The sequence below is a fragment of the Sporanaerobium hydrogeniformans genome (genome assembly GCF_002735925.1).
GTDB classification, from domain to species: domain Bacteria; phylum Bacillota; class Clostridia; order Lachnospirales; family Cellulosilyticaceae; genus Sporanaerobium; species Sporanaerobium hydrogeniformans.
This window is the reverse complement of the sequence record NZ_PEDL01000014.1, coordinates 36,808-53,069: the sequence shown is the minus strand read 5'-3', so window position 1 is coordinate 53,069 and position 16,262 is coordinate 36,808. Positions and strand designations below refer to the sequence as shown.

Below are 16,262 nucleotides of genomic sequence, written 5' to 3'. Positions count from 1 at the left end.
ACTATGAATTACAAAATTAAAAATGTTAATTTTTATCGTGCAACATCTAAAATTAGTAAACCAATAGCAGATTCTACTCATTCCATTAGCAAAATTGCCTTTTATATTGTACAAATGCAATTAGAAAATGGCGTAATAGGGCAAGGTTACTTATTATCTTTCCACTACTCTCCTAATGCTATTGAAGGTGCATTAAAAGATGCTTGCCAATTTATTAATGAAAGAAATTATGAGGTTTTTGAAACGGTAAAAGTTAAGCAAGATTGGGATATGGAGGCTGAATATTTTGGTAACACAGGTATTAATACCTGTGCTATTGCTGCTATTAATATTGCCATGTGGGATGCTTGGGGTAAATCTCTTAATACGCCTATTTGGAAAATGCTTGGTAGTAGTTCTAAGAAAATTCCTGTTTATGGAAGCGGAGGATGGATTTCTTATACGGATGAGGAATTATTAGAAGAGGTTTTAGATTATAAACGCCGTGGTTTTACTGCAGTTAAGATTAAAGTAGGTTCTGGAAGCATAGAAAAAGACTTACAACGTCTAAGTAAATGCAGGGAAGCTCTCGGGGATTCTGTAAAGATTATGATGGATGCTAATCAAGGTATGGATGTTCCTACTGCTTTAAAATTAGCGGAGCAAGCTGTTAAAATTGGTATTCATTGGTTTGAAGAACCTATTACTCATACAGATTTTGCAGGCTATGAATTATTGCGTAATAAATGTGGTATTTCTTTAGCAATGGGTGAACGGGAATATGATTGTGAAGCTCTTAAAGCCCTTATTTCTAAAAATGCTCTGGATTTATGGCAACCAGATATTGTAAGACTAGGGGGTGTAGAAGAATGGCGAAAGTCTGCTGCTTTAGCTAGTGCTTATCATTTACCTGTTTTACCTCACTACTATAAAGATTACGATGTGCCATTACTTTGTACTGTACCTATGGCTTATGGTGCTGAATCTTTTGATTGGATTGATGGCATTATTGACAACGCCATGCGTATTGAGAATGGGTTTGCTTACCCAAGAGAGGGGGCTGGATGGGGCTTTAACTTTAAAGAAGAATTCCTTGAGGAGGTCAAGTAATGAAAGCTGTTTGTTTTAAAGCACCTTATGAAATCGAAATTCAAGAAAAAGATATTCCCACTCTAAAGGATGATGAAATACTCATTAAGGTTTCAGCTGTAGCTATTTGTGGTTCTGATATCCATGCTTATCATGGTAGACAAGCCCTTTTTATCTACCCTCGAGTAATTGGTCATGAAATTTGTGGTACTGTTGAAAAAATTAATAACCCTTCTTCTTCCTTTCAATTAGGGGATAAGGTGGTTGTCATTCCCTATTCACATTGTGGAAACTGTATAGCATGTAAAAAGGGAAAGCCTGGTTGTTGTGAAGAACTCAAGGTTATGGGAGTTCATGTAGATGGTGGGTTAGCTGAATATTGTGCCATCAAAGAATGTTACTTATTAAAAGTACCTAACACAATAGACTCTACTAGCTTAAGTCTCGTAGAACCTCTTGCTATCAGTGCCCACGCTGTTCATAATGCAAAAGTTCAAGCAGGTGAGAATGTATTAGTAATGGGGATAGGTCCTATAGGAATGGGTGCTGCAGAAATTTCTAAAACTTATAATGCAAATGTGATTTTAGCTGATATTAGTGAAGAAAGAAGAGCTTTTGCTAAAAAAACTTTAGACTACTCCAACGTCTTAAATCCTTTAGATGAAACCTTCAAGCAAGACCTTGCAACCCTTACTAAGGGTAATATGCCCGATACAATTATTGATGCCACTGGAAATGGTAAATCTATGAGTAGCATATTTGAATATCTCAGCTATGGTGGGAAAGTAGTTTATGTAGGCATTAGTAGTACACCTTTAACAATTAATCATGTAGAGTTTCACAAAAGGCAAACTGAACTTTATAGTAGTCGTGCTGCTACTCGCTATGACTTTGAGTATGTTATAAATTGTATCCATGAAGGTACTCTCAATCCTAACTTATTTATTACAGACATTATTACACTAGATGCTAACATAAAAGATGAATTTAAACGCCTAATGGACAAGAGTTCGGCTATGTTTAAAGGTATCATTGCTCTTTAATCCATTAACAATTGCAACTTAAAAATTATAAAAAAGTGAGGAGATTAGGTATGAAAAAAAATTTTTTATTAGGAATTTTAGCATTAACAATGTCATTATCAACTTTAGTAGGATGTGGGGGAACTACTCAAAATCCAAATACTTCTACTCCTGAAGCACCTACTCAAACTTCCAACAATGCAGAAGCTGGAAATACCACTCCTACAGCTAATAAAGAGGCTGTAATAGTTCAAATCGGTTTTGAAAATACACTGGATGAGCCCATTGGACAAGCCCTTACAAAATGGAAAGAGCTTGTTGCTGAAAAAGGCGATGGTAGCTTAGAGATTAAACTTTTTCCCAATAGTTCTTTAGGAAGTAAAACTGAACTTATTGATATGATGGTAATGGGAGAACCTGTTGTCACTATAGCTGATGGCGCTTTTTATGCAGATTATGGTGTAAAAGATATGGGGATTATGTATGGTCCTTTCTTCTTCGAATCTTGGGATGATGTATGGACTTTAATCGAAAGTGATTGGTATGCTGACCAATCTAAAAAATTAGAGGAAAAAGGGTTAAAATTATTAGCTTCTAACTGGATTTATGGTTCACGCCATTTAATGACTACTAAAAAAGTTGTTACTCCTGAAGATGTTGCAGGTATGAAAATCCGCGTAGCTGCTACTGAAATTTATATGGAAGGTTGGAATTCACTTGGAGCTGTTGCTACAGGATTAGCTTTAGGTGAAACTTATCAAGCTTTACAAACAGGTGTTGTAGAAGGTGTAGAAAATCCATTCTCTACTCTTTATGGTCAAAGCTTCCATGAAGTTGCTAAAAATATTTTATTAACTGGACACATTAAGAACTTTACCACTTGGGTTACTGGTACAGAGTTTTTCAATCAACTTACACCTGAACAGCAAGAATTATTAGTCACTACAGGCGAAGAAGCTGGTCTGTACAATAACCAGTTACAAACAGAAAATGAGCAAGTATATCTTGATCAACTTACCTCAGCCGGTGTAACCGTTACAGAGATGACAGAAGAAAATCTTGCTGCTTGGAAAGAAAAATCTAAAGGTTTCTATGAATTAGGAGATAAGTTTGGCTGGTCTGAAGGGTTATATGACACTGTTCAAAAAGCTATGGGTAAATAATAACTGGGGGTATACTATGAAAAGACTTATATGCAACATTATAAGCAATATTGAAATCGCAATTTCTTCATTCATGCTTATACTTTTAGTTTCTCTAACCTTTATAGGTGTTGTTATGCGTTATGTATTTGGAAATCCCTTTACTTGGCTAGAAGAAATTCAATTAGCATGCATGGTATGGATTGTATTTTGTGCAGCTGGAGCCACCTTTAGATATGGTGGTCATGTAGTTATAGAAATACTAGTGGACACCCTTCCTAAAAAGGCCCAAAAATTAGCAGAAATATTTATTTTAATTGCTGTTTCCGTTGTATTAATTTTTTTCCTTAATAAAAGTATTGTTTATCTTCAAGTTTTCATGCGAACAGGTAGAGGAACTGCTATCTTAAAAATACCTTATACTTTAATATACAGTATTGTTCCTATATCTTGTCTATTTATGATAATTAATCATAGTATCATTTGGTATAAAGGTATAAAAAATAACTTTAAAACAGAGGAGGAACAGAAATGAATTATGCCGTTATTTTAGCAGCTTTCGTACTATTAGTATTACTTTTTATGAAAGTTCCTGTCTTCATCTCTGTATTAGGAGCTTCCGTTACCTATTTTATCCTTACACCTGGTATTAATGCGGCTATGTTTGCTCAAAAAGCTATTAGCGGAACCGAAAGTGTCTCACTTCTTGCTATACCATTTTTTGTATGTGCTGGGACACTAATGAACTATACGGGTGTAACTAAACGTATTATGGATTTTTGCTCCGTCCTCACTGGACGTATGACCGGTGGTCTTGCACAAGTTAATATTCTTTTATCTACATTAATGGGTGGCTTATCCGGCTCTGCCCTAGCTGATGCTGCCATGGAGGCTAAGATGCTTGTACCTGAAATGGAGAAGAGTGGTTTTTCTAAATCTTTTTCTACTGTTGTAACTGCTGCCTCTAGTATGATTACCCCTTTAATCCCTCCTGGGATAGGCTTAATTTTATATGGTTGTATTGCTAATGTATCCATTGGTAAACTATTTATTGCAGGCATCGGACCTGGTGTATTACTTTGCCTTTCTATGATGCTTATGGTATCTCATATTTCTAAAAAGAGAGGCTATCTCCCTATTAGAACCGAGAAGATAAACTTTACTTCTTTCATGGATGCTTTTAAACCTGCTTTCTTACCTCTTTTACTACCTATCATCATTATTGGTGGTGTACGTTTAGGGATTTTTACTGCCACTGAAGCAGGTGCTGTAGCGATTATTTATGCCTTACTTTTAGGTTTTATCTATCGTGATTTAAAATTAAAAGATTTTATTACTGGCATACGTGAAACTATTACAACTACTTCTTCCATCATGCTTATTGTAGCAGCAGCCTCTTTGTTTTCTTGGATTTTAACGAAAGAAGAAATTCCTCAAACCTTAACGCAATGGATGATTGGTACGATTAATAACAAATGGGTATTTTTAATCGTTGTAGATATCTTCTTACTTATTGTAGGTATGTTTATTGAAGGAAATGCTTCTATGATTGTACTTGTACCTCTATTAGCGCCTGTAGCTTCCGCTTATGGTATTAATGAAATTCATTTTGCTATGACCTTTATCTTTGCTAATGCTATCGGTGCTTTCTCCCCACCTATGGGTACTTTAATGTTTGTTACTTGTGGAGTAACAAATTGCAAAACAAAAGACTTTATTAAGGAAGCTGTACCTTTTTATCTTTTACTTGTAGGCTGCCTATTACTTCTAACTTTTGTCCCCATTTTTTCTACAGGAGTCGTTAATTTAATTTACTAGTTAGACCTCCTACTTATTTATTCTTAATGAAACAAGAAACGCTTTCTACTCATAAGAAAGCGTTTCTTGTTTCATTTACTTTGTTTAAAGCTCTTTTCTACTCCTTTTATAGCTCTATATCATATGCAATCTGCAATACACTACTTAAAACAAGCTTATCTTTCATATTTTCCATAAGAGGTATTTGTTTTTTTACTTGTTCCAAGATGTTATATTTCTTGCTTTTATCTCCTTCTAATAACATCTGCAAATCCTTATGAAGTATTTTTTTATCTTGCACGGTCATCTCATGATGCTCTAACCATCTGTATAGTTCATAAAGACTATTTACGAGCATTCGCTTAGGTTTAATAGTCTGTTGCCCTTGGTTTAAAAGCTGCTTATTTTGTTTTAAACTTTCTTCAATAAGCGTTGTACGTATAAAAAGGTTTTTAAAGTGCTGACCATCTCCTTTTTTTTCTATAACTTTTTCAATTTCTATAAGCATTTCTTTTAATGTTAATTGATAGAAACAATCTAAGTCCCTACTTTCGTCCTCTAATTTATAGGTAAAAAGAAAACGACTAATCACCCAAGCAATGATGACACCCACTCCCACCATAAAAATGCGAGTGATACTCAGCACCTCAGCGCCCCTACTACTTAATGCAGCCGACCCTACTGCAGATAATGTTACTAAAATTGTACTGTAACGGTATTTCTTAATATAACTATTGATATAACCAGATAAAAGTAAGATGACTGTTCTTATAATCGGTTGAGTAAAAACAGAAAAAAGTAAAACCACACTAATCGCTCCTACTAAAGTAGCAAAAAGCCGATCTTTTATCTTAGGTCCCATCATATCATAGATTGGCACCATAACAGATAAAATAGTAAAGAGTATCCACCTTCCTTCCGAAAGCTGTAACCCATCCATAATAAAAGCCCCTATACTTATAGCTACCCCCATACGCATAGCATAAGAAAATTTTAAAGAATGCTCTTTTAAACCCTTATGACGTGTTCGTACTCCTTGATAATATTCCGAAACATGTGCTATCTTACCTACTAAATTGTACCTTTCCTTTTTTAAATTAACCAGTTCTAATAAGCTTTCTTCAAGGAAGCCAAGGGTTTTAATCATATACAGAGGCATTCCTGCTTCAGCGCCTAAATGCTGGTACACTTCAAGCATATACTCCAAACATTTTTTGTATTCTCCTACCTCTATTTCTTTCTTAATTACCCTTTTTGCTACCTCTAGGCAGTGCTTTACTTCATTTAAAAAATCCTGAGGTAAAGCTTTGCTCTCTTCTTTCCCCAAAAGTAGATAAAGTTGTTCTAGTGCAGAAGATAAATTTAATTGTACACTCCCTTGCTCTGTAAGATAAAAGTCTTCCTCTCTTTTTTCATAAATCATACGCCGAATAGTACTTAGGTCAGCTGCTATTTGTTGCTTTAAAAGCTCGGCTTTTTTATCTTCCAATAAACAATCTATCTGTTGAATTAACATTTCGCAAAGGTTTTCTAAAAGTTTACCTCCTGCCTTTGTCATCTTTCTTTTATTAAGCAGGACCTGCAAAACCATAATAAGCACACCACCTGTAACTAAAGCCAAAAGCCTCATAGGTAATTGTTCTATGGAAATAGGTGTTGATACTATAAATAAGTATTGTAAAGAAAAGGGTAAGTAAATTGGCTTTTGTAAGTTGTAAACAAAACTATAGCTTAAAAAGAACATAATAGTAAAATTAATAGGAATAGCTAACCACATATTTTGGTTAGCTAGAAAGGCTCCTATACCCATCGTCACATTAATCCCTACAAAACGCAAGGTATACTTTAGAGGAGAAAGGCTTAAGTCACGCCCTAAAAACATTAACATAGCAGTCAGCGATGTTACGCCTATGAGTACATTTTCTTCTCCGAAAATACTTTTAAAAATAACAATAAAACTAATCATCACTATAAATAAAATAGTGTTTTTTAAAATAATTCTCTTATCCATATGCTTTCCTCTCTACCTATGTTTTAGCAATGTTGTCATAAAAAGTATTTTATAATTAGAATATGTTATTCTCAAGTAGATTATATATAAAAAACTCAAAAAAGGTATGGGTAAATACATCCCACACCTTTCTTACTTTTAATCTAAATATTTTCCTTCAAGCTCTTTAAGGAGCCCAATATAATTATTTTGTATCTCTTTTAATTGTGCTTCCTTCTCAAACTGAGCGGATTGATGATGCACTTGTTCTAGTATTTCATTAGGTAGCTGACGCATCCCAAAGGTATAAACTACTTCATCTTCTTTAGCAATATGACGCTCTAGAAGATGGGTGTAACTTATGGCATTGGCAAGAACATCTAGTTTGCTTTCCTCATCTCCATTTTTAACACGCTCAAGCGCCTCTGTAAGCTCTTTGATATAAAGCCTTCCTAAATCATGCTCCACTAGCATACCATTTCGAACCAATTTACTCCCCAATTCACCTAAGTGATCTGTCATAGCTTGAAATAGAAATTTCTCTTCTTTGCCGTGATGATGTGCATCTGCATAATTTTTAATAAAATCAATTATTTTATAGAAGTCTTCAAAGCAAGGTTCTTCTCCTTTTAAAATCCTCCAGCAAACCTTGCGTACTACTTTTAACATGCGACAAATATACTTATGCTCTTCCATCATAATATCTATACTATTCATAACTATTCTCCTTTTTGAATCCAATATGTCTTTTCATCTATTTTTCCCCAAGTATCTCCCTTCGATTCCACAAAACCGCTAAGCCACGCATCCCTCAAACAGTAGTAGTGTGCAACATCCCCTTGAACAGCCTCCCAATACTTTTGATGTACACATTTATTGCGTTGCCAAACTACCTTTTTTTCATTTTGGCTAATAATAGAACTCGCATGATCACAAGGCATTCCATCTAATAAGCTGTCTGAAATCACACCATATAATTGCTGCGCATCTAAATTATCTTGTAAGGCCATTCGAGTAGCTTGCCCTTTTGCTTTAAAAAGAGCTTCTAACTCCTGAAGACTTTCAGCTTTTGCCTCAATAAGACTGGTTACTGTATAAGCTAGTTTATATTCTACCTGAGTTACTTGACTTTGAAGCCATCCATGAATGTTGCTTTCATCGATTACCTCTTCCAAGGCCCTCCTTTCAGATACGCCATAGCGTATATCACATTCTTTTCTTAAATCAATATGATATTTAGACTGAGCAAGTGTTATAATCTCCTCTACCCAATCTTGTTGTAATTGAATTTTATGATATAACCAATAATGAATAGGTCCTAAAAAAGCACTCATTTTATTACCTCCTATATTCTGCTAGTTTTCCATTAAATTTATTATAACCTATTTTCTTTTTCTAACTTGTTGCTATAGCTACATTTTAAAATAAAATCTATGCTATAATTTACCCACCTATCGTTCATACTAATTTATAAGCAATAAATCATAAATTTATTTATAGAGAGGATTTTAAATATGAAACAAGTAACAAAACAAATGATAATTGGAGAAATTTTACATTTAGATGCAGGAATTGCCCCTATTCTTATGGAAGCAGGGATGCACTGCCTAGGTTGTCCTTCTTCACAAATGGAGTCTCTTGAAGATGCCTGCATGGTACACGGAATTAATGTTGACGAACTCATTACTAGAATTAATGACTATTTAAAAACAGTCAACTAAAAACTACGTCTATAAATCCTGTATGGCAGTTCGTAACACCCAAAGGACTTATTACTTGACTAAAGCCAGTATTATAATTGCTAGGAAATAACTACAATAGGGAGCACCCACATATCTCTGCAGATGCTCCCTAAATATTTAATTTACTTTCAGTATAGGTTAGAAATGTTAGGCCTGTTATTTTCGTGAGAGCATATCCCATGCAAGAGCAGTAGGCAATGCTCCGTCGCCTGGGCTTTTAAATCAAAATCAGGATAGCGGACACACCACTCATAACTGACTCCCCGGATTGCCATGACAAAGTGCTGGGCAAGTCTTTCTACTGGCAAGGTGTTTTTGAATTCTCTGTTTTGAATTCCTCTCTCCAATATCCCATGAAATAACGTATAAAGCTCCCGTCCATAGCCCTTGACCGCTTCGGTATCCACGACTCCATCCAGCAACATCTGGTAAACCTTCTTCATTTTTTCATAGCCGATTGTATCCATGAGCACATTGGCAATTTTTTCAATTAAGGTGAGTAGCACCTCAGATGCTGGCATATCAATAGGTAGCTTTTCCAAGAATGCCTTGTAATCCGTATCAGCACGAGCAACATAATCCCTAATTAATAGGGCAATCAGTGCATCCTTAGACTCAAAATGTACATAAAAGGCTCCCTTGGTAATACCTGCTTCATCAGTAATATCTTCCACATTGACAGTAGCAAAATCGTGTTCTGTAAACATCCTTTCAGCAATTTCATATAATTTCTTTTTAGTTTCAGCTCCTTGCACCTTTCTTTTATCTAGCTTTTTTTTCATGATTGTTCTCCTAATTATTGTATTTTTCAGAAAAATAAAATATAATAAAATAAATAGCTAACCCTGTTTACTAAAATCGGTTATATTAATTTTAATATAGCACTTGTTAACCTGAAACTCAAGCGTTCAAGGGGATGCGGTTTAATTATTTTAAATTTTCTTGATAATATGTGCTGTATAATTTTTAAATTTAGCAGGGACTTCCAGGATGTAAAAGGGAGGAATGATATGAGCAAATTCAAAACAAATCAAAGACTAACGGTCATGATGATGTCTGTCATTATGACCGTGGGCATGACGTCTGTTTCTGCTACAGCCGAAACAGTTGCACTCCCCATTGGCATAACCGGTGAGATTCTTTCTTTTGAACCACTACCTAAGTCTACTACAATGCAAAGCGTATCTCTTGGCACACTTGAAACAGATTTAGACCTACCAAATACTTTAAATGCAACAGTAAGTCTTGTAGCCTTGGAGAAAAAACCCGTACTGGATGACGAGGAAACGTATTTTGAGAAGAGTAGTACCGACATGGTGACTGGTTCCGCCATAGACATTGACGAAATAGGTGAAATGGAAACCAACGGCAACAAGGAAGATACCGTCACACCTCTCTCTGATACAAAGACCACTATTCCTGTCACATGGATTTCCGAACCGGTATACGACAAGGAAACAGCAGGTACCTATAGCTTTACTCCTAACTTGCCGGAGGGCTATGCTTTAGCAGATGAAGTCGAACTACCACAAATTCATGTAACAGTGGAACTGGTTATGCAGCTAGCCTTAACTAGCACAGATGCGGACTATTCCTGGTATGATGCTAATCCAACTGCGACCGAATTTGAAATTGGCAGCGCCGCACAGCTTAAAGGACTTGCAGATATCGTAAACGGTACACGTGGTAGTGAATTTGATTTTTCAGGAAAAACAATTAAACTTACAACTGATATCAGTCTTTCGAAGTATACCACAAACTGGACACCTATTGGAGGGCAGTACACACCTTTTGCAGGCTCTTTTATAGGTAATTTTCATACCATCAGTAGCTTTACCATTAATTCCCCATCCACCAACTATGTCGGCTTGTTTGGGAACGTAACAGGTTCGATATCCGACCTCCTCCTAACAACTGTAAACGTGACGGGGTATGAGCATGTAGGTGCACTAGCTGGTCAGAGCTTGGGTAATATTACTCATTGTGCAGTTATTGGCGGCACGGTTCGGGGTAATTACCGGGTAGGTGGCCTGGTTGGTAAACTAGGTAGCGATTACAACTCAGGCAATACGATTGCAGGTAGCTTCACAACCTGCAACGTCACACTCTCAGGTTCTTCCCCAGCTAATGCAGGAGGAATTGTAGGGTCTCTTAGCGGTAATGTAATAAATTGCTATTCAACAGGAAGCGTGAGTGCTCCAAACTACAGTAGTTCATATGGTGGTATTGTTGGTTCGGCACATAATGGTTCTTCCATTAAAAGTTGCTTCGCTACGGGTACGGTCAGCGGCTACATAAATGTTGGTGGTATAGTAGGCTTCATTTCTGGTAACTACAACACCCCGTCTGAGATAAGAAACTGTGCTGCACTGAATAGTCAAGTAAGTGGTAACACCAGTGCATACGGCGGTCCAAAAGTAGGCCAGCTTGCTGGAGCTGTTGACGATTGGTATATAGATATCACGGACGTCATCTCCTTTTCTGGTATGACCAAAACCGGTGATGGAGGAAACGATGGAGAAGAAAAAACTGCTACCGAGATTAAGGCAATGGGATTTTTCGAAGCACAGGGTTTTTCTCTCCCAGCGTGGGAGGTTTTGCCTTATCACCTCCCTATTCTCTTAGGATTCCCAGAAGGATTGCAACAGGGGGAATTACCACTCCATTTATCCCCCATCCTGCCAACCGCACCGCGTAACCTTACGGCTGCGCATGGTGACAAACAGGTAACCATAAGCTGGAATGTACCCATGAGCGTTGGAGAAAGCAGCCTCCTTCGTTATGAGGTAAAAAAAGATAATGAGGCATGGATACCCGTTGATAAGAGCCTATTGACTTATACTTTTACTGGTCTGACAAACGGCACTATTTATACTTTTCGGGTACGTGCTGTCAATAGTAATGGAATAGGCTCCGAGTCAGCGATTCGAAAACCACCAGGCAAGAAGCCTTCAGCGCCCCTAACGGTCGCTGTAACCCCATCAGTAAATAAGTTGACTATCACCTGGACACAGCCACTTGATCTGGGAACTGGAGGAGTAGAATATTATGAATTAACATTGTATACGAATTCCAGCGTCTTGAGTGTTTGTGTAGAGGATGCCTTCTTACATGAGTTTTCAGGAATATCGGATACAAGTAGCTATCAAATCGTTGTATGTGCTGTAAATAGCTTTGGTTCTTCTGAGAGTCTTTTTATTTCTTCAGGAAGTCCATCTCCTCCACAAAATTTTACTGTAGTCCCTGGCAGTGGCAAGGTCACTCTCTCCTGGAGTAAACCTGCAAGTACGGGCAAATCCCCCATAATGGATTATCATATCTATAATCCACTCAATAATACATGGTTTTCAGTCGGGCCGACTTTCAGCTACGTTTATAGCGGACTTACTAACGGAGAGCCTTATCGCTTTCAAGTTCGGGCACGAAACACGGATTACACCTACGGGGAGTCAGCTGCTAGTATGGCTATTCCTCGGGAGGCTCCTCAGATTTTGAATCCATCAAACCTCAATTTGACTTATGGCAGTGCTCATGTCTTCGGCATGTCTGTTATCGGGACACCCCCTTTTACCTATACCCTTTCCCCCAACGCACCGACTGGAGTTAGCATTGAGGATACCGGCTCTCTATTCTTTGGGGACAGAATCCCTGCGGGGACCCATAACTTTACTATTATGGTTTCAAACGGTGCATTAACCCATGCACTGCAGAATTTTACCCTGACCGTCACGAAATATACGCCAAGGCTCAGTGATTTGCAGTTCAAAGCTGTAACGGATCGTGTTTATGACGGTACCAATACCGGCATCGGAGCAGTAACTGATACGAAAGGAATGAATCTACCAATAACGGTATATTATGTGGGTGTGGACGGAACAATCTACCCCAAATCAACGACTCCTCCCAGGAATGTTGGGAATTATAATGTGATAGCAGACATCTCTGGGGATGCAAACGTGAATGCGGCAAGTATCCCACTTGTGACTTACAGTATACTCCCTAATCCAGTCACTGTTACACCGGTTCCCGGACAGAGCAAAATTTATGGGCAGACGGATCCCGCCCTACAGTATACTTTATCTCCTACACTGGCCTCTGGGGACTTCTTGACTGGATCTCTGACCCGCGTAGTTGGAGAGAATACCGGAACCTATGCTATTCTGTTAGGGACACTCACCGGTGGCAGCAATTACAGGCTTACTTTTAGAGATGGAATCCACTTCTCGATTAAACCTAAAAGTAGCGCTACCTTTGCTATTGGGGATATTCCTAACCAGACCTATAGTGGAAGCGCCTTTACTCCTGAACCGGAAGTAAAAGATCATGGCAAGATTCTGGTAAAGGGAATTGATTTTATCTATAGTTATGAAAACAATATTAACGCAGGGGCATCCGCAACTGTCCAGATTACGGGCATTGGTAATTACGCAGGTAGTACCGGCTCCAAGGCATTTACCATCCACAAGGCGGCTGGTACCTTTGTTGCTTTACCTGAGGTTTTGGTTACCTATGCACCGATGTTGAAACTAGGGGATATCAGCTTGCCTGCATACTATGAGTGGAGTAATCCTTCCACTGTACTGCATGCAGGAAATGGGCAGAGATATCAGGCTATTTATACGGATCCTAGCAAAAACTACGACGCTGCAACTGGAGATATTATAGTAAATGTGGCCAAAGCATCCGGTATTTTTGTGCAACTACCCCCTATCTCTGCTACCTATACTCCTATACTGAAATTGGGCAATATTAGCCTACCTGAAGAATATGATTGGGTTATGCCATCCACTTCATTGGTTACTGGTGATAACCAAAGCTATGAAGCTATTTATACCCACCCCAGTGGAAACTATGAAATCATAACAGGAAATATTACAGTAAACGTAGAAAAAGCACTGCCTCCCATATCCCTGTCAACTAATCCCAAAAGTACACAGATCCGCCCTGGTAGCGTAGAACTAATAGCAGTGGTTCCTGGCGACGCGACGGGAACTCTCACCTTCAAGACTGAGACGAATATCCTAACAACTGTGACTCTCCCAGCCAATACTGCAACTTTTACCCCAACAAGCGCGTCTAACACATGCAGCTTTACTGTAGAGTACAGTGGGAACAGTAATTACAACGGTGTGACCAGCACAGCAATAGCCTATAGTTTTATAAAATCCGATCAAGTGGCATTGGACGCTTTAGATGGTACGATTAACTATGGTGACACATTAGAGTTGTCTGCTTTGGTCAGTGGTGGCTCTGGTACAGGTGCTTTCAGTTTTACCGTGATTGATGGCCCCGGAGAAATAAACGGCACGCTGCTAAATTCTACTGGCGTAGGTGAGGTAGAAATAGCCGTAACCAAGATGGCTGATAACGACTATAACGCCCAATCCGCCACCTTCAAGGTGAAGGTAAATCCTCGTATCATTACCTTTACGGTAGCTCCTGTAGAGAAACAGATCTACACAGGTAGCACCATCACTCCTATGCCTCACATCATGGATGGAACTATGGTTCTGACCGAAGGGACACATTTTACCTACGTCTACCATAACAATACTCATGTCGGGACTTCTGCAACCATCAACGCTATCGGGATTGGAAACTATGAAGGAAGTATGGGCTTTGTAACCTTTACCATTGGTGGGGCTACACCTCATATTACAATGCCCCCCACTGTTAGCAGCATAGTTTATACTGGAACGGCATTGTCGCAAATTTCACTCATAGGAGGAGAGGCCAGTGTCAGCGGACACTTCGAATGGGTAAATCCATGGTCAACAGCCGTATATGGCTTAAATACCTTTGAAGCCCGTTTTGTGCCTGATGATTCTGTCCTTTATACACAGATATCCGGGCTCACTATTACCTTTAATGCCGTTAGCCACTCCAGCGGCGAAAACAGTAGCTCACAAGATCCCATTATCGTCCCCTCGGTAAAACCCAACCAACCTTCTACTGATAGTGCAATTGTTACCGCACAGGTAATCAACAACAACGCAATAGTAACCATCACTGACAGCATAATAAAGGCAGCGATTGAGAAGGCATTAGGGGATGCCAAGGTCAAGAATAACACCACAAATGAGGTCAGTGTTGATATTCCAGTTTCAGCTACCAAAGCCACCAGCTTTTCTATTACCTTGGAGCGTGCTGCCCTGATGCGCCTTCTAAATACCGGAGTAAAATCCTTCAGTCTTTCTAGCCTACCAGTCAACATGAGCTTTGACTCAACGGCCCTTAAACAAATTCAAGTGCAAAGTAACAGCGATGTCACTATCAGCATAAAGTCCGTAACAGTACCCAATCTGCGTAACACTTTTGACATCACCCTCCGTTCTATAAAAGATGGGAAAAATGTCAATATTACCTCGCTGGAAACCGGCACTTCCACCCTCGGTATCTCCACGACTCCCGATAGAAATGAGTTTATCGGTTATCTTTACGGCGTATATATAGGTGCTGACAAAAAAATCAATCGCATTGCTGATTCTGCTTACGACACAAACAGTAGGCGCATGCTATTGTCCACCAATCATTTTTCAGTATACGGTGTAAGCTATATACCCCCCAGTACTCATTTAACCGATATTAAGGATCATTGGGCAAAGGACAGCATTGATTATGTCGTAGGCCGTGGGCTACTAGTGGAAACCACCGAAACCACATTCTTACCCAATATGGCTATGACTCGGGGGATGTTGGTAACAGCCCTTGGCAGATTGGCAGGTATAGACACAAAAGCCTACACTGGCAATAACTTCGTAGATATAAAGGAAGATAGCAGCTTCCATCCCTATATTGAATGGGCTTATAAAAAAAATATTATACAGGGCATGGCTACTAATCAGTTTGCCCCTGATAGAGCAGTTACCCGTGAAGAAATTGCGATGATTCTACAAAACTACGCCAAGGCCACCGGCTACAAGTTGTCCGTAAACCGCAATGCAGTTACTTTCGTGGACGCTTCCAGCATCGATAATGCCTACAAAACAGCGGTTACACTCATGCAACAGGCAGGCATCATGATGGGTGACGATGAAAATAGGTTCCATCCAAAATCCAATGCCACCCGTGCAGAGGTTGCTTCCATGCTTCATAGGTATATCAAGTTGACCATCGATCCTGCCACCACACAGGGTTGGGCTAAAAATGACACCGGACAGTATCTTTACTATAAAGATGGCAAAGCTCTCATCGGTACACAGATCATTGACGGCATGAAGTATTTCTTCGAAAATACAGGCATTTTGAAAGACGGCTGGGTGAAGGACGGTAACAAATGGAGGTACTATTCCGGCAATAAAATAATTACTAATACAAACGCTATTACTTCAATGTTGATGAATCTCTCGTTAAAAGCACCACTACTCGATGAAACTGGAATAGAAAAAAGCAAATAGCTAGAAATACTCAAAAAGTAAGGGAGGGAGCCAGACATTGGTTCCCTCCCTTACTTTTCCATATTCCATTTACTTTTTTAAATTATCCCTATGATGGTGTGGAT

11 protein-coding genes are annotated in these 16,262 nt (G+C 38.7%); 7 read left to right on the top strand and 4 right to left on the bottom strand.

All coding sequences use genetic code 11. The features are described from left to right. Nucleotides 1–3 precede the first annotated feature (3 nt). The 5 genes from CS063_RS12325 to CS063_RS12305 are packed head-to-tail and all read left to right on the top strand — an operon-like array spanning nucleotide 4 to nucleotide 5,050. Entirely contained in the window at nucleotides 4–1,089 is a 1,086-nt protein-coding gene (locus CS063_RS12325) for a mandelate racemase/muconate lactonizing enzyme family protein (RefSeq protein WP_099450009.1), read from the top strand. Next, nucleotides 1,089–2,111 (top strand): zinc-binding alcohol dehydrogenase family protein, encoded by a 1,023-nt coding sequence (locus CS063_RS12320; RefSeq protein WP_099450008.1) that lies wholly within the window; start codon nucleotides 1,089–1,091, stop codon nucleotides 2,109–2,111. The genes CS063_RS12325 and CS063_RS12320 overlap by 1 nt, the downstream gene beginning before the upstream one ends. 50 nt (nucleotides 2,112–2,161) lie before the next feature. Continuing rightward, nucleotides 2,162–3,253 (top strand): C4-dicarboxylate TRAP transporter substrate-binding protein, encoded by a 1,092-nt coding sequence (locus tag CS063_RS12315; protein ID WP_099450007.1) that lies wholly within the window; start codon nucleotides 2,162–2,164, stop codon nucleotides 3,251–3,253. Nucleotides 3,254–3,269: 16 nt separating this feature from the next. Further along, nucleotides 3,270–3,767: a TRAP transporter small permease gene (locus CS063_RS12310; protein ID WP_099450006.1), complete on the top strand. Its 498-nt coding sequence runs from the start codon at nucleotides 3,270–3,272 to the stop codon at nucleotides 3,765–3,767. Further along, on the top strand, nucleotides 3,764–5,050 hold the full coding sequence (locus CS063_RS12305) for a TRAP transporter large permease (protein ID WP_099450005.1): 1,287 nt from the start codon (nucleotides 3,764–3,766) through the stop codon (nucleotides 5,048–5,050). Before CS063_RS12310 ends, CS063_RS12305 begins: the two co-directional genes overlap by 4 nt. A gap of 106 nt (nucleotides 5,051–5,156) precedes the next feature. Here CS063_RS12305 and CS063_RS12300 read toward each other — a convergent pair whose 3' ends face one another. From CS063_RS12300 to CS063_RS12290, 3 genes are all read right to left on the bottom strand, one after another. Continuing rightward, on the bottom strand, nucleotides 5,157–7,040 hold the full coding sequence (locus tag CS063_RS12300; RefSeq protein WP_099450004.1) for an FUSC family protein: 1,884 nt from the start codon (nucleotides 7,038–7,040) through the stop codon (nucleotides 5,157–5,159). Between the two features lie 138 nt (nucleotides 7,041–7,178). Beyond that, complete coding sequence (locus tag CS063_RS12295; RefSeq protein WP_099450003.1) at nucleotides 7,179–7,736, bottom strand: hemerythrin domain-containing protein; 558 nt, start codon at nucleotides 7,734–7,736, stop codon at nucleotides 7,179–7,181. 2 nt (nucleotides 7,737–7,738) lie between these two features. Further along, nucleotides 7,739–8,353 carry a hypothetical protein gene (locus CS063_RS12290; protein WP_099450002.1) on the bottom strand — a complete coding sequence of 205 codons (615 nt, stop codon included), beginning with the start codon at nucleotides 8,351–8,353 and terminating at the stop codon, nucleotides 7,739–7,741. Between the two features lie 180 nt (nucleotides 8,354–8,533). Between CS063_RS12290 and CS063_RS12285 the strand changes: the two genes are divergently transcribed. Beyond that, complete coding sequence (locus tag CS063_RS12285) at nucleotides 8,534–8,740, top strand: DUF1858 domain-containing protein (RefSeq protein ID WP_099450001.1); 207 nt, start codon at nucleotides 8,534–8,536, stop codon at nucleotides 8,738–8,740. Between the two features lie 149 nt (nucleotides 8,741–8,889). Here CS063_RS12285 and CS063_RS12280 read toward each other — a convergent pair whose 3' ends face one another. After that, nucleotides 8,890–9,543 (bottom strand): TetR/AcrR family transcriptional regulator, encoded by a 654-nt coding sequence (locus CS063_RS12280; protein ID WP_308415501.1) that lies wholly within the window; start codon nucleotides 9,541–9,543, stop codon nucleotides 8,890–8,892. A 228-nt stretch (nucleotides 9,544–9,771) separates the two neighbouring features. Between CS063_RS12280 and CS063_RS12275 the strand changes: the two genes are divergently transcribed. After that, nucleotides 9,772–16,158, top strand: a complete 6,387-nt coding sequence (locus tag CS063_RS12275) for a fibronectin type III domain-containing protein (RefSeq protein WP_180270781.1) — start codon at nucleotides 9,772–9,774, stop codon at nucleotides 16,156–16,158. Nucleotides 16,159–16,262 lie beyond the last annotated feature (104 nt).

Coding starts and splice junctions, on each gene's coding strand:
- CS063_RS12305 (WP_099450005.1), top strand. CDS start 3,764: ATGAATTATGCCGTTATTTTAGCAGCTTTCGTACTATTAGTATTACTT.
- CS063_RS12275 (WP_180270781.1), top strand. CDS start 9,772: ATGAGCAAATTCAAAACAAATCAAAGACTAACGGTCATGATGATGTCT.
- CS063_RS12325 (WP_099450009.1), top strand. CDS start 4: ATGAATTACAAAATTAAAAATGTTAATTTTTATCGTGCAACATCTAAA.
- CS063_RS12290 (WP_099450002.1), bottom strand. CDS start 8,353: ATGAGTGCTTTTTTAGGACCTATTCATTATTGGTTATATCATAAAATT.
- CS063_RS12295 (WP_099450003.1), bottom strand. CDS start 7,736: ATGAATAGTATAGATATTATGATGGAAGAGCATAAGTATATTTGTCGC.
- CS063_RS12310 (WP_099450006.1), top strand. CDS start 3,270: ATGAAAAGACTTATATGCAACATTATAAGCAATATTGAAATCGCAATT.
- CS063_RS12285 (WP_099450001.1), top strand. CDS start 8,534: ATGAAACAAGTAACAAAACAAATGATAATTGGAGAAATTTTACATTTA.
- CS063_RS12320 (WP_099450008.1), top strand. CDS start 1,089: ATGAAAGCTGTTTGTTTTAAAGCACCTTATGAAATCGAAATTCAAGAA.
- CS063_RS12315 (WP_099450007.1), top strand. CDS start 2,162: ATGAAAAAAAATTTTTTATTAGGAATTTTAGCATTAACAATGTCATTA.
- CS063_RS12280 (WP_308415501.1), bottom strand. CDS start 9,543: ATGAAAAAAAAGCTAGATAAAAGAAAGGTGCAAGGAGCTGAAACTAAA.
- CS063_RS12300 (WP_099450004.1), bottom strand. CDS start 7,040: ATGGATAAGAGAATTATTTTAAAAAACACTATTTTATTTATAGTGATG.